This is a genomic window from Sphingomonas paludis, from assembly GCF_053502515.1.
This window is the reverse complement of sequence record NZ_CP187558.1, coordinates 2,384,076-2,402,270: the sequence shown is the minus strand read 5'-3', so window position 1 is coordinate 2,402,270 and position 18,195 is coordinate 2,384,076. Positions and strand designations below refer to the sequence as shown.

17 protein-coding genes and 1 riboswitch are annotated in these 18,195 nt (G+C 66.6%); of the genes, 10 read left to right on the top strand and 7 right to left on the bottom strand.

The annotated features are described in order from the left end of the window. Positions 1-20: 20 nt before the first annotated feature. Positions 21-983 (bottom strand): 4-hydroxy-3-methylbut-2-enyl diphosphate reductase, encoded by a 963-nt coding sequence (gene ispH / locus ACPVPU_RS11530; protein ID WP_448658079.1) that lies wholly within the window; start codon positions 981-983, stop codon positions 21-23. 147 nt (positions 984-1,130) lie between these two features. On the opposite strand from ispH, the gene ACPVPU_RS11525 reads away from it, so the two are divergent. The 6 genes from ACPVPU_RS11525 (at position 1,131) to ACPVPU_RS11500 (ending at position 7,295) form a co-directional block, all read left to right on the top strand. Beyond that, positions 1,131-1,784: a hypothetical protein gene (locus ACPVPU_RS11525; RefSeq protein WP_448658078.1), complete on the top strand. Its 654-nt coding sequence runs from the start codon at positions 1,131-1,133 to the stop codon at positions 1,782-1,784. A gap of 113 nt (positions 1,785-1,897) precedes the next feature. Next, positions 1,898-1,989: riboswitch (glycine riboswitch) on the top strand. Between the two features lie 174 nt (positions 1,990-2,163). Next, a complete protein-coding gene (gene gcvT, locus ACPVPU_RS11520; protein WP_448658077.1) occupies positions 2,164-3,342 on the top strand; it encodes a glycine cleavage system aminomethyltransferase GcvT in 1,179 nt (392 codons plus the stop codon). Beyond that, positions 3,339-3,710: a glycine cleavage system protein GcvH gene (gcvH, locus tag ACPVPU_RS11515; protein WP_448658076.1), complete on the top strand. Its 372-nt coding sequence runs from the start codon at positions 3,339-3,341 to the stop codon at positions 3,708-3,710. Before gcvT ends, gcvH begins: the two co-directional genes overlap by 4 nt. Positions 3,711-3,755: 45 nt before the next feature. Further along, positions 3,756-5,117: an aminomethyl-transferring glycine dehydrogenase subunit GcvPA gene (gene gcvPA / locus ACPVPU_RS11510; RefSeq protein WP_448658075.1), complete on the top strand. Its 1,362-nt coding sequence runs from the start codon at positions 3,756-3,758 to the stop codon at positions 5,115-5,117. A 117-nt stretch (positions 5,118-5,234) separates the two neighbouring features. After that, entirely contained in the window at positions 5,235-6,806 is a 1,572-nt protein-coding gene (gene gcvPB / locus ACPVPU_RS11505) for an aminomethyl-transferring glycine dehydrogenase subunit GcvPB (RefSeq protein ID WP_448658074.1), read from the top strand. A 24-nt stretch (positions 6,807-6,830) separates the two neighbouring features. Next, entirely contained in the window at positions 6,831-7,295 is a 465-nt protein-coding gene (locus ACPVPU_RS11500) for an ABA4-like family protein (RefSeq protein WP_448658073.1), read from the top strand. Here ACPVPU_RS11500 and ACPVPU_RS11495 read toward each other — a convergent pair. Further along, positions 7,265-7,741 carry a methyltransferase family protein gene (locus ACPVPU_RS11495; RefSeq protein WP_448658072.1) on the bottom strand — a complete coding sequence of 159 codons (477 nt, stop codon included), beginning with the start codon at positions 7,739-7,741 and terminating at the stop codon, positions 7,265-7,267. The two genes, ACPVPU_RS11500 and ACPVPU_RS11495, sit on opposite strands and share 31 nt — an antisense overlap. Positions 7,742-7,777: 36 nt before the next feature. On the opposite strand from ACPVPU_RS11495, the gene ACPVPU_RS11490 reads away from it, so the two are divergent. Further along, a complete protein-coding gene (locus ACPVPU_RS11490) occupies positions 7,778-8,410 on the top strand; it encodes a DUF938 domain-containing protein (RefSeq protein ID WP_448658071.1) in 633 nt (210 codons plus the stop codon). On the opposite strand, the gene ACPVPU_RS11485 is transcribed toward ACPVPU_RS11490, so the two are convergent. Beyond that, positions 8,385-9,293, bottom strand: coding sequence for a DMT family transporter (locus ACPVPU_RS11485; RefSeq protein WP_448658070.1), 909 nt, complete (start codon positions 9,291-9,293; stop codon positions 8,385-8,387). The two genes, ACPVPU_RS11490 and ACPVPU_RS11485, sit on opposite strands and share 26 nt — an antisense overlap. Before the next feature lie 176 nt (positions 9,294-9,469). Between ACPVPU_RS11485 and proS the strand changes: the two genes are divergently transcribed. Next, positions 9,470-11,002 carry a proline--tRNA ligase gene (proS, locus tag ACPVPU_RS11480; RefSeq protein WP_448658069.1) on the top strand — a complete coding sequence of 511 codons (1,533 nt, stop codon included), beginning with the start codon at positions 9,470-9,472 and terminating at the stop codon, positions 11,000-11,002. Positions 11,003-11,011: 9 nt separating this feature from the next. Here proS and ACPVPU_RS11475 read toward each other — a convergent pair whose 3' ends face one another. From ACPVPU_RS11475 to ACPVPU_RS11465, 3 genes are read right to left on the bottom strand one after another with little or no spacing between them, the layout of a single operon-like run. Further along, a complete protein-coding gene (locus ACPVPU_RS11475; protein ID WP_448658068.1) occupies positions 11,012-11,434 on the bottom strand; it encodes a TadE/TadG family type IV pilus assembly protein in 423 nt (140 codons plus the stop codon). Then, complete coding sequence (locus ACPVPU_RS11470) at positions 11,431-11,946, bottom strand: TadE/TadG family type IV pilus assembly protein (RefSeq protein WP_448658067.1); 516 nt, start codon at positions 11,944-11,946, stop codon at positions 11,431-11,433. The genes ACPVPU_RS11475 and ACPVPU_RS11470 overlap by 4 nt, the downstream gene beginning before the upstream one ends. Beyond that, on the bottom strand, positions 11,946-13,964 hold the full coding sequence (locus tag ACPVPU_RS11465; RefSeq protein WP_448658066.1) for a hypothetical protein: 2,019 nt from the start codon (positions 13,962-13,964) through the stop codon (positions 11,946-11,948). The genes ACPVPU_RS11470 and ACPVPU_RS11465 overlap by 1 nt, the downstream gene beginning before the upstream one ends. 185 nt (positions 13,965-14,149) lie before the next feature. Here ACPVPU_RS11465 and ACPVPU_RS11460 point away from each other — a divergent pair, with 185 nt between their 5' ends. Then, complete coding sequence (locus tag ACPVPU_RS11460; RefSeq protein WP_448658065.1) at positions 14,150-16,462, top strand: ribonuclease R family protein; 2,313 nt, start codon at positions 14,150-14,152, stop codon at positions 16,460-16,462. Continuing rightward, a complete protein-coding gene (locus ACPVPU_RS11455) occupies positions 16,459-16,782 on the top strand; it encodes a hypothetical protein (RefSeq protein ID WP_448658064.1) in 324 nt (107 codons plus the stop codon). The genes ACPVPU_RS11460 and ACPVPU_RS11455 overlap by 4 nt, the downstream gene beginning before the upstream one ends. A 177-nt stretch (positions 16,783-16,959) precedes the next feature. Here the strand turns inward: ACPVPU_RS11455 and ACPVPU_RS11450 are convergent, their stop codons facing one another. Further along, positions 16,960-18,129 carry a saccharopine dehydrogenase family protein gene (locus ACPVPU_RS11450; protein WP_448658063.1) on the bottom strand — a complete coding sequence of 390 codons (1,170 nt, stop codon included), beginning with the start codon at positions 18,127-18,129 and terminating at the stop codon, positions 16,960-16,962. Between the last annotated feature and the right edge of the window lie 66 nt (positions 18,130-18,195).

The window sequence follows — 18,195 nt, the reverse complement described above, 5'->3', positions numbered from 1 at the left end:
CCCCGTCCGTGTCCTGGCGGTCAGGCCGCTTCTTCCAGCCCGCGCGGCAGCTTGAAGGCGATGTCCTCGCGCGTGGTCTCAACCTCGCGCTCGGTCACGTCGAAGCGCGTGGCGATATGGTCTACGACTTCGCGCACCAGCACTTCGGGTGCGGAGGCGCCGGCGGTGATGCCCAGCGCGCCGACGCCCGCCAGCCATTCGAAATCGAGGTCGGACGCCCGCTGGATCAGCTTGGCATCGGTGCCCTCGCGCTTGGCCACTTCGACCAGCCGCAGCGAATTGGACGAATTGGGCGCGCCGATGACCAGCACCAGATCGACGGACGAGGCAATCGCCTTGACCGCCGACTGGCGGTTGGACGTGGCATAGCAGATGTCGTCCGCCTTGGGCGCGACGATATCGGGAAAGCGGCGCATCAGCACTTCGAGAACCGCGGCCGTATCGTCCACCGACAAGGTGGTCTGGGTCAGAAAGGCGAGATTGTTCGGATCGGCCGGGACGAGCGCCTCTGCATCCGCCTCCGTCTCGATCAGCGTCATCGATCTGGCCGGCACCTGGCCGAAGGTGCCGATCACTTCCGGGTGGCCGGCATGACCGACAAACAGAATGTGACGCCCGGCGGCGACCAGTCGTTCCGCCTGGCGGTGCACTTTCGACACCAGCGGGCAGGTGGCGTCGAGATAGGAAAGGCCGCGTTCCTGTGCCTTTGCCGGCACGACCTTTGGCACGCCGTGCGCGCTGAACACCACCGGCACGCCGTCCGGCACCTCGTCCAGTTCGTCGACGAACACCGCGCCCTGCGCCTTCAGCGTGTCGACAACGAACCGGTTGTGGACGATTTCGTGGCGGACATAGACGGGCGCGCCGTATTTCTCGATCGCCAGCTCCACGATGCGGATGGCGCGGTCCACGCCCGCGCAAAAGCCGCGCGGGGCGGCGATGAGCAGGTCGATGGCGGGTTTCGCGGCGATGGCTTCGGTCATGCCGCTGCATTACGCGATTGCTTGCGAAGGGGAAAGCCGGTTCCTATTGTGCGCGCCGCCCGAACGGGGCAAGGCCCGGTCAGCGATCCAGCCGGTCGATGCCGGTCCCGTTCGTCCGAGTCATAGTCGTTAAGGAACCGATCACCCGTGACCCGCGCCAAAATCGCCATGCCCGCCCTGTTGACGCTGGCGATCGCGCTGGCCGGATGTTCCCGCACCGGCGACCTGGACCTGGGCCAGGGCGTCGGCGTGTCTGCGGTCCGCAGCGCCTGTCCGGGCGTCGGCGTCGTGGCGGGCGCGGGCGACATCACGCTGTTCGATCCGGCCGGCAGCCAGGAATCGAACGCGATCGACCTGACGGCGGTCATCACCAATGTGCGCGCCAATTGCGGGACGGTGGGCGGAGAGGTGGTCAGCACCATCACCTTCGACATCCTGGCCAGCCGGATGCGGACCGATGCGCCGCGCGTCGTGACCCTGCCCTATTTCGTCACGGTGCTGCGCGGCGGGAACCAGGTGAGCACCAAGCGCGTGGCCGAGGCGACGCTGAATTTCGCCGCAGGCGAGAATCGCGCCCAGACCAGCGGCCAGGGCACGGCGGTCATCAACCTGTCGGCCGCGACCTTGCCCGAAGAGGTGCGCCAGCAGCTGACCCGCCGTCGCCGTGCGGGCGAAGAGGATGCCGCCGTCGATCCGCTGAGCCAGCCCGCCATCCGCGACGCGGTGCGTGCCGCGACGTTCGAGGCGCTGGTCGGATTTCAGCTGACCGAGGCGCAGCTGATGTACAACGTCACCCGCTGATCGCGTAGGCGTCGGCACGGCCCGTCCACAGAATCGCGCGGACCGTCCAGATCGTCGATTGACTCGCGTGCTGCACCGCGTCACAGGTTGGGCGTCGGCGCCGGGCAACCGGTATCGGCAGCGCGGGAGAGTGTGGGTTTATCCCCACCGCCGAAGGAGCAACCGCCCCGGAAACTCTCAGGCAAAGCGGACCGCGACTGCCACGACACTCTGGAAAGCGTCCCGGATCCGTCCGGGGCCACCGAAGGGGTAAGTCCGCGCGGCCTGGCCGATCGGATCAAAGCTCTCAGGTCCCGTGACAGAGGGGGCGGCATGATCGGGCGCCGATGCGACGCGCCGGATCGGGCCGTTCATCGTCCGTCGCGCGGGAACCGATCGAGTGAGCGAAGTCATCGAAATCGACGAGGCTGCTGGCGGAGACGCCGTGCCCGACACGCTCAGCCTGCCGCTGGACGACTGGCACCGCGCGCGGGGCGGCCGGATGGTGCCGTTCGCCGGATACTGGATGCCGGTGCAGTTCGACGGGATCATGGCCGAACATCTGTGGGTACGCGAAAGCGCCGGGCTGTTCGACGTCAGCCATATGGGCCAGCTGACCCTGAGCGGCGAGGGCGCTGCCGAGGCGCTGGAGGCACTGGTCCCGGGCGATATCTCGGCGTTGAAGGCTGGACGCATCCGCTACACGCTGCTGATGGCCGACAATGGCGGCGTGCTGGACGACCTGATGGTCACCAATACCGGGCACGGCCTGTACCTAGTCGTCAACGGCGCGACCAAGTGGGACGATATCGCCCATCTGCGCGAACACCTGCCCGACGAGATCACGCTCAACCATCTGGACGATCATGCGCTGCTGGCGCTGCAGGGGCCGAAGGCGGTGGACGCGCTGGCGCGGCTGGGCCTTGAGCCGCTGCAGGCCGATTGGCCGCGGGTCGAGCAGCTGGCCTTCATGCAGGCGTCGCCCTATCGCTGGCGCGGCATCGACATCGGCGTGTCGCGTTCGGGCTATACCGGCGAGGACGGGTTCGAGATTTCGGTGCCCGCAGAGGTTGTCGCGGCACTGGCCGATGCGCTGTGCGCGCAGCCGGAGGTGAAGCCGATCGGCCTTGGCGCGCGCGATTCGCTGCGGCTGGAGGCGGGGCTGCCGCTTTATGGTCACGACCTGGATCCCGATACCACGCCGGTCGAGGCGGATCTGGGCTTTGCGCTTTCGAATAAGCGGCGGGACACGGGCGGCTATGCCGGTTTCGAGCGGATTGCGGAGCAGCTGGCCAATGGCGCGGCGCAGTTGCGCGTCGGATTGATCGTCGAAGGTCGCCAGCCGGTGCGCGAGGGCGCGACCGTGATCGATGCCGAGGGCGGAGAGATCGGCCGCGTGACCAGCGGCGGCTTTGCACCCAGCGTCGGCAAGCCGATCGCCATGGCCTATGTCCCGGCGGCGCTCGCCGTGCCGGGCACGTCCATCCAGCTGAGCCAGCGGGGCAAGGTGCATCACGCCACCGTCACGCCCATGCCGTTCGTCCCCCACCGCTATGTTCGCACAGGAGCCGCGAAATGAGCCGTTACTTTACCGAAGACCATGAGTGGATCGAACTGGACGGCGAAGTCGCCACGGTCGGGATCACCGAATATGCGCAGAGCCAGCTGGGCGACATCGTGTTCGTCGAGGTGCCGGATGCGGGCAAGGAACTGAGCAAGGGCGACGATGCGGCGGTGGTCGAAAGCGTGAAGGCGGCCAGCGACGTCTATTCCCCCGCCAGCGGCAGCGTGATCGAGGGCAACCCGGCGCTGGAGGACAATCCCGCGCTGGTGAACGAGGACCCTGAGGGCGATGGCTGGTTCTGGCAGATGACCCTGTCCGATCCGTCCGAGCTGGACGCGCTGATGGACGAGGTGAAGTACCAGGAATTCGTCAGCAAGCTTTAACCCAATCATTGCCCCTCGCCGAACCGGGAGGGGGAAGGAAAAGAAATGCGCTACCTGCCCCTTACCGATACCGATCGTACGGCGATGCTGGCTACCATCGGCGCGGCCACGATCGACGACCTGTTCGTCGACGTGCCGGAACAGGCCCGGCTGGACGGCCCGATCCACGGCCTGCCCCATCATGCCAGCGAAATGGCCGTCGAACGCCATCTGAAGGCGCTGGCTGCGAAAAACACCGTGGCGGGGGACGGCCCGTTCTTCCTCGGCTGCGGTGCCTATCGCCACCATGTGCCGGCGACGGTCGATCACATCATCCAGCGCGGCGAGTTCCTGACCGCCTATACGCCCTATCAGCCGGAAATCGCCCAGGGCACGCTGCAGATGCTGTTCGAGTTCCAGACTCAGGTCGCGCGCCTGTTCGGAACCGACGTCGCCAATGCATCGATGTATGATGGTTCGACCGCGTGCTGGGAAGCGATCGGCATGGCACGACGGGTGACCCGGCGGGGCAAGGCGATCCTGTCGGCCGGATTGCATCCGCATTACGTGTCGGTTGCCCAGACCATGGCGAAATATACCGGCGACCAGTTGATCACGCGATTGCCCGCGCTGACCCCGCAAACGGATCAGGACGAACTGATCGGCCAGATCGACAGCGATACGTCGTGCGTCGTCGTGCAATATCCGGACATTCTGGGCCGGATCGAGGATCTGACCCCGCTGGCCGAGGCGTGCCATGCCAACAAGGCGCTGCTGATCGTGGTCGTCACCGAGCCGGTGGCGTTGGGTGCCATCCGTTCGCCCGGCGAGATGGGCGCGGACATCGTGGTGGGCGAGGGCCAGTCGCTGGGCGTCGGCCTGCAGTTCGGCGGTCCCTATGTCGGGCTGTTCGGCTGTTCCGACAAGCTGGTGCGGCAGATGCCGGGCCGGCTGTGCGGCGAGACGGTGGATGCCAGCGGCAAGCGCGGTTTCGTGCTGACGCTGTCGACGCGCGAACAGCATATCCGCCGCGAAAAGGCGACCAGCAACATCTGCACGAACAGCGGCCTGTGTGCGCTGGCATTCTCCGTGCACATGACGCTGCTGGGCGAAAAGGGGCTGCGCGACCTGGCGGCGCTGAACCATGCCCGCGCGGTGCAGGTGGCCGACCGGCTGGCGCAAGTGCCGGGGGTCGAGATCGTCAACTCCGCCTTTTTCAACGAGTTCACCGTGAAGCTGCCGGTCGAGGCGCGGCCGGTAGTGCGGACGCTGGCCGATCGCGGCGTGCTGGCGGGTGTATCGCTGGGGCGGCTGTATCCCGGCCATGACGGCCTGGCCAACGGCCTGGTCGTGGCGGTGACCGAAACGGTGACGGACGAGGATATCGAGGCGCTGGCAAGCGGTCTGACCGAGGTGCTGGCGGAATGACCCATTACACCGTTCGCCCCCGGACTGAATCCGGGGCTGTCGAAGCGCTGCACTTTCTTTCCACTGCAAAACAAGGGCAGGGCTTCGACAAGCTCAGCCCGAACGGGATTTGAGCAGATGAACGCGATCAATCAGAGCGGATGGCGCCCGGAAATGGGTAGCGGTGCGGCCGGTGGGGCGGGGGCGACCTTTACGGGCAACCGCGCGCTGATGCTTGAAGAGGCGCTGATCTTCGAGATCGGGTCGACCGAGACGACCGGCGTCGATATCGCCCCGGCGCCGCAAGTCGCCGACCGGCTGGGTGGCCTTGTCCGCCGTGCCGATATCGGTCTGCCCGGTCTGGCGGAGCCGGAGACGGTGCGTCACTATACCCGCCTCAGCCGCCAGAATTATGCCATCGACCTGGGCCTGTTCCCACTGGGGTCGTGCACGATGAAGCACAACCCGCGCCTTAATGAACGGATGGCGCGGTTGCCCGGTTTTGCGGACATCCATCCGCTGCAGCCGGTGGATACGGTGCAGGGCGCACTCGGCCTGATCGACGAACTGGCGCACTGGCTGATCACGCTGACCGGCATGCACGCGGTGGCGATGAGCCCCAAGGCGGGCGCGCATGGCGAGCTGTGCGGCATCCTGGCGATCAAGGCGGCGCTGGAAAAGCGCGGCGATCCGCGCAAAGTGATTCTGGTGCCGGAAAGCGCGCACGGGACCAACCCGGCGACCGCCGCCTTTGCGGGCTTCACCGTCGAGGATATTCCCGCAACGCCTGAAGGCCGCGTGGATTTCGAGGCGCTGAAGGCGCGGCTGGGGCCGGACGTAGCGGGGGTGATGATCACCAACCCCAATACCTGCGGCCTGTTCGAGCGCGACCTGCGCGCGATTTCGGACGCGGTGCATGCGGCGGGCGGCTACGTCTATTGCGACGGCGCGAATTTCAACGCGATCGTCGGCCGGGTTCGCCCCGGCGACCTGGGCGTCGATGCGATGCACATCAATCTGCACAAGACGTTTTCCACGCCCCATGGCGGCGGCGGCCCCGGTTCCGGCCCGGTCGTGCTGTCGGAGGCGCTGGCGCCGTTCGCGCCGCTGCCCTTCGTGGAAAAGACCGAGGACGGGTTTCGCCTGGTCGAGGAAGAAACGGCGGGCGAGCATCATGCCGACAGCTTTGGCCGCATGGTCGCGTTCCATGGCCAGATGGGCATGTTCACCCGCGCGCTCAGCTATATCCTGAGCCACGGCGCCGACGGGCTGAAGCAGGTGGCCGAGGATGCCGTCCTCAACGCCAATTATGTCCTGCGCAGCCTTGAGGGCGTGCTGGACGCGCCGTTCGCCGCCAGCGGCCCGTGCATGCACGAGGCGCTGTTCAGCGACGACAATCTGGCCGAGGGGTTCTCGACCCTCGATGTCGCCAAGGGGCTGATCGACGAGGGCTATCACCCGATGACGGTCTATTTCCCGCTGGTCGTGCACGGTGCGATGCTGGTCGAGCCGACCGAGACGGAGTCGAAGGCGGCGCTGGATCAGTTCATCGGCGCGCTGCGCAGCGTCGCGGAACGGGCAAAGGCGGGCGATGCCAGCCTGAAATCCGCGCCGCACTTCGCCCCGCGCCGGCGGCTGGATGAAACTCAGGCGGCGCGCAAGCCGGTGCTGGTGTGGAAGGAAGCCCCGCTGGCCGAGGCGGCGGAGTAACCGGACGCGTAACGGGAAAAGGCGATGCCGATGACGTGGGATACGCTGTTCGGCATCGTCAACCTGGTGGCGCTTATCGCGTGGATCCCGCTGGTGGTTGCGCCGCGCCCGCCATGGCTTTGCTCGGCGCTCCGCTTCGGCGTCGTCGGCGGGTTGAGCGCACTCTATGCCGCGCTGATCGGCACCGCGCTGGCAGGCGGCTTTGGGGCGTCGCCCGGCCCGGCACCCGATTTCAGCACGATTGCCGGCATCCGATCGATCTTTGCCACGGATGGCGGCGTGGTGATCGGGTGGATTCACTATCTGGCGTTCGACCTGATGGCTGGGCTGTGGATTGCGGCCGATGCCGACCGACGCGGCATGGCGCGGTGGGTGCAGGTCGTGCCGCTGGTGCTGTGCTTCCTCGCCGGACCGGCAGGGCTGCTGCTGCACCTGTGCCTGTCGCGGTTCGTGCGCGATCAGAGCCAGCGGGGGACGCTGGCCATATAGTCGCGATAGGGCTGGCCGAACCTTCCGATCAGGTATCGTTCCTCGCGCGCGATCACGAACAGGCGGATCGCGGCCAGGGCGGGCAGGGTCAGGACCAGGGTCAGCAAACTGTCCGTCGCCACGCCCAATCCGGCCTGAACCAGTGCCATGCCCAGATACATGGGGTTGCGGGTCACGCCGTAGATGCCGCCATCGACAATGGCGCTGGTCGGTTTCCACGGTTCGGGATCGGTGCCTGCGCGCCGAAAGCCGGTGATCGCCAGCGCAATCGCCATGGCCCCGCCAAGCGCCAGCAGTGCGCCTGCCGCGATGCGAAGACCGGGCAGCGGTATGCCGAATCCGCCGAGGCCAAGCTGCGGTTCCAGCCCCTGGCCAATCAGCATCAGGCCGAGAAAGACCAGAGGCGGGGGAAAGCGCACCCCGGCGTGATCCCGTTCCTTCGCCATTGCCATTCGCCTCCCTGCTGCGCCAAGCATAATCGCATGACCGAACCCGCGCCATGGACCCCCGGCGATGCCGGCCCCGACGTCCGAAAGCACGCGCCAGCCACGCTGCGCAACCGCGATGCAATCCTGATCGAGCTACGCGACCTGTTGCCCGCCAGCGGCACGGTGCTGGAGGTGGCGAGCGGATCGGGCGAGCATATCGCCTATTTCGCGCCGCTGTTTCCCGCGCTGACCTGGCAGCCGAGCGATCCCGATGCGGCAGCGCTGGCATCGATCGCAGCCTGGACGGACGGCATGGCCAATGTCCGCCCGCCGGTGATGATCGATGCCGCCGCGGCCGACTGGCCGGTCGATCGGGCCGATGCGATGTTTTGCGCCAACATGGTCCATATCGCGCCATGGGAGGCTGCGCTTGGATTGATGGCGGAGGCCGGGCGGGTGCTGGGCACCGGCGCGCCGCTGATCCTCTATGGCCCGTTCGTCCGGGATGGCGTTGCGACGGCACCGTCCAATCTGGCGTTCGACCGGTCGCTGAAGGATCGGGACGAGCGCTGGGGTCTGCGTTCGGTGGCTGCGGTCGCGGATGCCGCCGCTGCACAGGGTCTGATGCTGGCAGCCGAGATCGAGATGCCTGCCAACAACCTCATGCTGGTGTTCCGCCGCCGCTGACCGGCCGCCCGCGCCGATGTTCGCGCCAGGCGATGTACAGGCCCGACCCGATGATGACCGGCGCGCCGATCCACGTCCAGGACGTCGGCAACGCGCCGAACAGCGTCCAGCCGAACAGGGTGGCCCAGATCAGGCCCGAATAGTCCATCGGCACGACGGCGCTGACCGGGGCAAAGCGGACCGCGCCCGTCAGCGCCAGCTGGCCCATCCCGCCGACGAGTCCGGTGGCCACCAGCAGCGCCCAGGTGAGCGGATCGTGCGGCCGTGCCATCGTGGCATAGGCGATGGACAGCGGCACCAGCGAGATGGAGGCGAACCAGAACACGGTCGTCCCGGCCGGTTCGGTCTGACCGATCTGGCGCAGCAGAATCGACACCAGCGACACGAACAGCGCCGCCAGCAGGCCGACGATCGTGCCCATCACCGGGAAATGTCCACCGGCCGGCTGGGCAACGATCAGGACGCCCAGAAAGCCGATAAGGACCGCCCCCCATCGGTGGCGACCGACCCGTTCCTCGAGCAGCAGAGCGCCCAGGATCGTCGCAAAGATCGGCACGGTGAATGACACCACCGTCGCCTCCGCCAGCGGCAGCAACAGGACCGAGCCGAAGGTGAATACCATGCCGATGGTCCCGACGATCGCCCGCCGCAGATGCGCGCCGAAGCGCTGGGTCCTGAGGCTGGCCAGGCCCGGCCCTGCCGCGACAAAGGCCAGCACGACGGGCAGCGAGGCAAGCTGACGAAAGAACATCGTCTCCGGCAGGGTCGCGCCGCGTTCCACGCTGAGCTTCACCAGGGCGGTCATCCCCGACAACAGGAAGATTGCCAGCAACCGCAGGCCGATGCCGGTCAGGATGCGTTCGGCGGGCATGGGTCGGCGCATGCGCTCCTGCAAACCGTTCGCCCTGAGCTTGTCGAAGGGCTGTCATTCTTCAAGGGCAAGGACAGTGCTTCGGCAAGCTCAGCACGAACGGGTGGTAAGTCTCGTACGGCGCCTAGGCCGCGCCGCTGGCGCCTGCAACCCCTTGCCCCCTTCGTCTGCGCTGCTATCCGCAGGCCATGATCAAGCACGCCCTGTCCGTCACGCGCGAAGCCGATTTCGCCGCCTGGTACCAGCAAGTCATCGCCGAGGCCGACCTGGCCGAGGAATCGGGCGTGCGCGGGTGCATGGTCATCCGGCCATGGGGCTATGGCATCTGGGAACGGGTGCAGCGGCTGCTGGACGATCGCATCAAGGCGACGGGGCATGAAAACTGCTATTTCCCGCTGTTCATCCCGCTTTCCTATTTCGAGAAGGAAGCCGAGCATGTCGACGGCTTTGCCAAGGAAATGGCGGTCGTCACGCACCACCGGCTGATCCAGCAGGACGGGCGGCTGGTGCCCGATCCGGCGGCGAAGCTGGAGGAGCCGCTGGTTGTGCGGCCGACGTCGGAAACGGTGATCGGCGCCGCCTTCAGCCGCTGGGTGCAGTCGTGGCGCGACCTGCCGGTCCTCATCAACCAATGGGCCAATGTCGTGCGCTGGGAAATGCGCACCCGCATGTTCCTGCGCACCAGCGAATTCCTGTGGCAGGAGGGGCATACCGCGCACGCTTCGGTGGACGAGGCGCGCGAGGAAACGATGAAGATGCTGGAGGTCTATCGCAGCTTCGCCGAGGATTGCCTTGCGTTGCCCGTCGTCGCCGGTGAAAAGCCCGAGAATGAGCGGTTTCCGGGTGCCGTCTCCACCTATTCGATCGAGGCGATGATGCAGGATGGCAAGGCGCTGCAGGCCGGCACGTCGCACTTTCTGGGCACGACCTTTTCCAGCGCGCAGAATATCCGGTTCCAGAATGCGTCGGGCGAGCTTGAGCTGGCGCAGACGACAAGCTGGGGCGTTTCCACCCGCATGATCGGCGGCGTCATCATGGTGCACGGCGACGATGACGGCCTGCGCGTGCCGCCCGCAATCGCGCCGTGGCAGGTGGTGATCGTGCCGATGCTGCGCGACGGGCCGGAGGATGAGGCGGTGATCGCCTATTGCCGAGAGTTGCAGGCAGCGCTGGCCAAGCAGTCGGCACTGGGCGAGCCGGTGCGCGCGCTGCTCGACCTGAAGCCTGCCAAGGCGGCGACCAAGCGGTGGGGCTGGGTGAAGAAGGGCGCGCCGGTGATCGTCGAGGTCGGACCGCGCGACCAGGCGGGCGGCAATGTGTCCGTCATTCGGCGCGACCGGCTGTACCGGCCGGACGGCAAGCTGGACAGCGCCGTCCAGCCGCGCGAGGATTTCGTGGCTGGCGCTTCGGCCTTGCTGGCCGAAATCCAGGCATCGCTGCACGGACAGGCGCGCGAGCGGCTGGCGGCGAACATCCGCCGCGACGTGACCGACTTTGCCCAGATCGAAGCCCATTTCGCCGAGGGCAACCGCTATCCCGGCTGGGTCGAAGTCAGCTGGTCGCGGCCGACCGGCGCTGCGCTGGACAAGGTGGTCGAGCGGTTGAAAGCGCTGAAGCTCACCTTCCGCAACGTGCCCAGCGATGCCACGCCCGCAACGGGTGCCTGCATCTTTACCGGGGAACCGGCGGTCGAGCGCATCCTGGTCGCCCGCGCCTATTGAGGCCGTGCTTCAGCTGAGCTTCGGGTAACAGGCCGTCCCGCTGATCGTCGTCGGCATTACGCCGAGCAGGCCCGATGCGGGGGAGCGGAAGTCGATGGTGATGACGATCCGGTTCTGTCCGGCATTGCCGTCGCAGGTGACGTTGCTGCTGGCGGTCACTTCGCTCGCCTGCACATCGACGCCGTAGCCGCCGGCGCGGTTCCTGGCGAAATTCTGGCGCAGGCCGTTATTGCTGCAATTGGCGCTGACCGACATGCAGCGCGCCGTCGAGAACGCGACTTCGCGCAGCGCCTGCTTGATATAGAGCATCCGGCCGCCCTCGATGATGAAGAACATCATGCCCAGGAATACGGGGGCGAGCAGGGCGAATTCGACGGCGGTGGCGCCGCGCCGGTTACGGGCGGCGACCAGGGGGGACGGACGTCGGATCATTGCAGCCGGACCGTCGCCGACTGACTAATCGTGCGGTCGTCCAGCGCACCCTGGGGCAGCACGATTGGCTGATAGGCATAGCTGGCGGTAATCTTCAGATAATAGCCCGCGGTCGATCCGCTGGTCATGTTGGCGCCGCTGCACACCGCGCCGCACGATGCCGCCGCGACGAAGGTACCCGTCGTGGTCAGGCAGGAACAGCTGCGGCTGGTGTTGACGCAATTGTTGCTGCCGCCATTGCACCCCGTGGTGACGGTGATGCTGGTGCCCGCAGGCGGCTTTGCCGCCTGCTGCACGAAGGTCGGGATGTTTGAATAGGTGACGGTATCGCGGTTGGAAAAGGCGGATACCGATGCGCTTTCGACTGCCGTCCCCAGCTGGCTGCGCTGGATGAAGAAGAACGCATAATCGAGCACGACCGTCATCACGCCGAGGAAGAACAGCGTGAGCAGCGCAAATTCCACGGTTGCCGAACCGCGTCGATCGGCTGTCAGCATTCGGGGCAGGCGCATCAATTCACCAGTCCGATCGATCCGGTGCCGGTGCCGCCCGAATTGGCGCTGTACGCCACCCCCGCGCACGCCGACCCGGCCGCGGCCCCGCCCGTTGCGGTGACGCGGTTTGCGATCAGCATGAAGCACTGGCCAGCCGACAGCGTCGTGGTGCCCCCGCTCATGGTGACATCCGAATTGGGCAGGTGGACCGCGCCCACGAACACGTTCTGCGCCCCTGCCGCCCAGTTGGTGGCGCTGCTGGTCAGCGAATGGATCAGCACGTCGGCGATGGCCCCGCCCGACACGCTGGACGGGTTGGCCATCAGTTTGGTCTTGGCCCCGCCTGCCAGGTTGAACGTACCGTTCAGGACGAAGGTGACGTTGACGCCCGCCATGTCGAACCCGGTGACGCTGACTCCCTCCAGCGTGTTGCCATAGGTCTGTCCCGTCACTGGCGATGTATAGGGCCAGGTGGTCCCGCCGGTGCCGTTGGTGAAATTGCCGTTGATCGTATATCGGCTGGTCCCGAACAGCGCGGATCCGGCGATGGTCATGTTGCCGTTGATGAGGTGGTTGGTGGTCCGTCCGAACACGATGCGGCTGCCGCCTGCGGTGGTGATGTTGCCATTGGCGCTGAATTGCCCGTCGCCCATGATCATCACCGCGCTGCCGCTCAGGTTGATCGCATCGCCCGAGCCGCTGCCGAACCGGTAATCCCCGTTGCCCATGGCCAGCGTCGAATTGCCGCCGACCGTGATGCCGTTGCTGACGCTGACATTGCCCGTGCCCATGCGCAGCCAGCTTCCGCCTCCGACGGCCAGGCTGCGGAACTGGTGCGTCCCGTTGCCGATCGCCAGCGACGCTCCGCCCGCGACATTCAGGTCGGTGTTGAAGATGACGGTTCCGTCCCCGATGACATTGGTGCCGCCGCCCGTCACCGGGCCGCTGCCGACATGCAGGCTGCCATTGCCGAACTTGATCCCCGACGAGCCGACATTCAGCCCCCCGTTGATGCGGATGTCGCCGTTGCCGAATTCCAGCTTGTTGCCGCCATTGTTGACCCCGCCCGCAATGGTGATCGTCGATCCGGGGGCAAAGGTCACCTCGATCCCGCCGGCCACGGTCAGCGTGCCGATGGTATAGGTGCCGGCGGGCACGGTGTATTTGGCGGAATTGCCCTGGCGAAATCCGGCGACGGTCGAATCGGGACTGGAGCTGAACGTCCAGTTGCTGCCCACCGGCGTCACCGGATTGGTCAGCGCGTCGGGTGCGGTGGTGCTGCCAAGCAGCGACCGGGCGGCCGCCAGTGCGGCATTGTTCGCCAGCGGATCGACGATCCCGGTCGCCGTTTGCAGCCGTTTGTCGGCAGCGGGCACATTGCCGTTCCAGGCGGGATTGTTGAAGCTGCCGGCATAGCGCAGCGATTCCGTCGTCAAGGTGCCATAGTTGTTCGTGATCGAACCGGAGCCGGAGATGATGTTCCTGGCATTGATCCGCGTGCCGCCATTGTTGACATTGCCCACGCCGACCACCGCGCATTCGGGCGCATCGATCGTCGCCCCGCCAGAGGTGGAGACGGCATCGCCACTGGTGGACAGGCCGAGGATGCAGATGGGGGCGGTCGGCAGGCTGGAATTGAGCGCGGCATAGGAGGTCACCCGGACCGTATAGGTACCGGAAAAACCGATCGCCGCCGCCATCGCGATCGGAACCTGGGTTGAGAGCGTGACCTTGACCGCCTTGCTGCCGCTGGTCGGATAGTCGTTGACCAGTTCTGCGGTCACGCTGGCGTTGGACAGGCCGTTCAGTCTGGTCACGTCCACGGCCGTCGGGTTCAGCACGGACGTGGCGCTGTTCGCCTTGTAGGCGAGTGCGGCGGCCAGCGCAGCCATGTCGGCCACCCGCTGGTTGGTCATTCGCTGGTCATATCCCCGGTTCAGGTCGACGGCCATGCCGCCCATGCCGATGACCGCGGTCAACGACAATGCGCCGATGACGCCGACGGTCCCCTGACGATCGTTCAGCCAATCAAACACGATCGATATGTCCACCCGGTTTGTCGATGCTTCCGCAGTAAACGGTGTCAATAAGGCGCGCTGGTTAACAATTGACTGTTGTGGTTCCGTCCCGATCAGCAGAACCGCGTGCTTGTTTACGCTATCAATCGTTGACGTTGGCGCATGGAGGTGACGGCGGGGCGCGGACTGCCTATGTCTGGCCAATGGCACTTCCCCCCGGCCTGCCGACGCGGCAGCAGATCCTCGATTTCATCGCCAAGTCCGACACGCCGGCGGGCAAGCGAGAGATCGCCCGCGCATTCGGCCTGAAGGGCAATGAGAAGATCGCGCTGAAGGCGCTGCTGAAGGACATGGGCGACGAGGGGCTGATCGACAGCGCGCCGGGCCGCGCCTTTCACGCCATGGGCGGCCTGCCCAAGGTGACGGTTCTGCGCATCGTCGATGTCGATGACGGTGGCAATATCTGGGCGGAACCCGAACGGTGGGAGGCGGAGGCCGTGCCGACGCCCCGCGTGCGCATCCGCGAACGCAGTCGATCGTCGGCGCTGGGCGTGGGCGACCGGGTGCTCGCCCGGACCGAAGAGGCGGGGAAGGGCTGGATCGCTCATCCGATGAAGAAGCTGGCCCCGTCCCAGGCGCTGATGCTGGGCGTGCTCCACCGCGATGGCGACCGGATGTGGCTGCAGGGGGTGGAGAAAAAGGAACGGCGCGATTTCCCCGTATCCGATGCGGGCGGGGCGGAGGCGGGCGACCTTGTGCTGGCGGAAAAGGCCGGGCGGCCCCCGCGCATTACCGCCAAGGTCGTGGAACGGCTGGGCGACCCGTTCGCCCCGCGCAGTTTCTCGCTGGTGGCGATCCACAAGCATGAGATTCCCCATGTTTTTGCCGAGGATTTGCTGGAGGAGGCGGAGAAATCCGCTCGCCAGCCGCTGGGCGAGGGGCGGGAGGATTTGCGCCACCTGCCCATCGTGGCGATCGACCCCGCCGATGCGCGCGACCATGACGACGCCGTCTGGGCCGCGCCCGACGACGATCCCGCCAATGCCGGCGGTTGGAAAGCGATCGTCGCCATTGCCGATGTCAGCTTTTACGTCCGCCCCGGATCGCTGCTCGACCGCGAAGCGCGCAAGCGGGGCAATTCGGTCTATTTCCCCGACCGGGTAGTGCCGATGCTGCCGGAAATCCTGTCGGCCGATGTCTGTTCGCTGAAGGAAGGCGTCGACCGCGCGGCGCTCGCCTGTCACCTGACCATCGGCAAGGACGGGACGTTGAAGGGCTGGCGCTTCACCCGCGCGGTCGTCCGGCTGGCGGCCAACATCGCCTATGAGGATGCGCAGGCGGCGATCGACCGAAAGCCCCTCCCCTTCAGGGGAGGGGTTGGGGTGGGGGATGGGGCGGACGACGGTCCTTCAACTGCCCCCACCCCCAACCCCTCCCCTGAAGGGGAGGGGAGCCACCTGCTGCCCATCCTAAAACCCCTCTGGGACTGCTGGGCAGCGCTCAACAAGGCCCGCGTTGCGCGTGAGCCGCTGGACCTGGACCTGCCGGAACGGCGCATCGTGCTGGACGAGAAGGGGCGCATCCTGTCGGTCGCGCCGCGCGAGCGGCTGGATGCGCACAGGCTGATCGAGGATTACATGATCGCCGCCAACGTGGCCGCGGCCAAGGCGCTGGAGGCGAAAAAGGCGCCGTGCATGTACCGCGTGCACGAACCGCCTGCGCGCGAAAAGCTGACTGCGCTCAAGGACTATCTGGAAACTTTCGACGTGCCGTTCGCGCTGGGGCAGGTGATCCGGCCCGCGACGTTCAACCGGATCATCGATCGCATCGGCGAGGCCGATTACCGGCCGCAGGTGATGGAGCAGATCCTGCGCACCCAGACGCAAGCCTATTATGCGCCCGCCAATCACGGCCATTTCGGGCTGTCGTTGGGCAGCTATGCCCATTTCACCTCGCCCATTCGCCGCTATGCCGATCTGGTCGTGCACCGTGCGCTGGTCGAGGCCTATCGGCTGGGACCGGGCGGCAGCCTGCCCGATCCGGCGGAAATGGAGCGTGTGGGGGAGGGGATCAGCGCGCTGGAACGTCGCGCGATGGAGGCGGAGCGGGATACCATCGACCGCTATGTCGCCGCCTATCTGTCGACCCATGTCGGCGAAGTGCTGGATGCGCGGATCACGGGCGTTCAGCCATTCGGTTTCTTTGCGACGGTCGACGGGATCGGGGGCGACGGGCTGGTCCCCGCCCGCGATCTTGGCCGCGAATATTTCCGCTATGACGAGGGCGCGAAGCAGCTGGTCGGCGAACATAGCGGCGAGGCGTTTTCGCTCGGCCAGCGGCTGAAGCTGCGGCTGGTCGAGGCCAATCCGGTGTCGGGCGCGCTCCGGTTCGAGCTGCCCGACGGCAAGGGTTCGGCGGGCGAGGCACCACCGGAACGTCCGGGCAGGGGGCCGAAGCGCGTGCTGCACCGGCGCGGCCGCCCCGGCAATATCCGGCATCAGGGGCGCAAGCGGTGAGCGATGCCGATCCGATCCGCACGGGCATCGTCAATGCCGCCGCAACCGCCCGCCACCGGGTGCGCGCGCATTTCATGGCGCTGCACGCGATCACGCCGGGCGATGCGATCGAATATCGCCCGCCGGGGCCTCGCGAGTTGAAGGAGTTTCAGAAACTCGCGCAGGCGGGGGTGATCCGCCAGACAGCACCCGGCCATTACTGGCTCGACATGGACCGGCTGGGTGCGGAACTGAAGCGACGCGAGGTGAACAAGGTGCCGATCGCCATTGCCCTGTCGCTGCTGGTCGCAGTGGGGGTATTGTTCCTTTATCGGTTGTGAGGACGTGGCTCCAAACGTGCCCCCGCGAAAGCGGGAGCCTAGAGCTTCACAATGAGTCGCTGCTTGGCTCTGGGCTCCCGCTTTCGCGGGAGCGCGGTGGGTTTGAGAGCCTGCCGAGCCTCTTGCCGGTAGAACGGCTGGACCCCGGCTCAGGGGCCGGGGTGACGCTGGTTGGTATTACCCCGCCGTGAAGGTCAGCCCCGCATGGTCGATCAGCCGCTTGCGCAGTGGCTCCGCCATCAGGCCGCCTGCAGTCCAGATGCCGCCATTCCCCTCTGCCGGCAGGTCGTTCAACAGGCAGAGCGCGCTTTCCGCGATCATCTTGCTGGTCGAGCCATAGCCGGGATCGCGGTCGCCGGTGACGACTGCATCGACCCGCTGGCCGTCCGGCATTTCGCCGATGAACAACAGGTCGTAATGCCCGCTTTCGCGTTCTTCCCGCGAGGGGCCTTCGCCGGGTTTCGGGCCCTTGTCTCCGGCCATCGGGTTGAGCTTGGCCAGTGCCTCCGCCGCTGCCTTGCCCATGTCGCCAAGGCCCGCCACGACCATCTCGTCATAGACGAAATCGCTGCCATAGGCATGGCCCAGCAGGGCGTTGGTCCGATGCACATTCTTGGTGTTGATCGTCGCCATGATGAAGGGCGCGACCCAGCCGCCGACCGCCGGATCATATTCGGGCAGCAGTCCGCGCGGCTGATCCGGGCCGCGGAAATCGGGGGTCAGGGCAAAGGGATCGAGCATCAGCTTAAGGATCCCCGGATCGCGCGCCGCCGCCGCCATCGTCGCCTTTGCACTGGCGAAGGTGCCGCCGGAGAACGTGCCCTTCATCGTGCGAATGCGGCATTTGACGCGGGGTGCGGGGCGGCTGAACCTGGTCCGCGCCGCTTCCTGCAGGGTAAAGACGCCGAGGTCGAAGGGGATCGAATCGAATCCGCAGGAAAACACGATGCGCGCACCCGAATTGGCAGCGGCGGCATCGTACCGGTCGATCATGTGCCGCATCCAGGCCGGTTCGCCGCACAGATCGACATAGGCCGTGCCCGCATCGGCACAGGCGGCGAGCAGCGGTTCGCCGTACAGCTGATAGGGACCGACGGTGGTGATGATGACATGCGTGCGATCGACCATCGCGCGGAGCGCAACCGGATCGTCGGCATTGGCGGCGATCAGCGGCAGATCGGCGGGCGCGCCGATTTCGTCGCGGACCTGGGCCAGCTTGGTCAGCGAACGGCCAGCCATCGCCCAGCTCACGGACCCGTCGGCATAATGCTGGTTCAGATATTCCGCGACCAGACGACCGGTAAAGCCGGTCGCGCCATAAACGATGATGTCCAAATCGCGCGCCATGTTCCTCTCCTTTTCCGCCAGTGTAACGCGCGGAAAAGGGTCAAGTCGAGCGGCGTGCGGCTGACG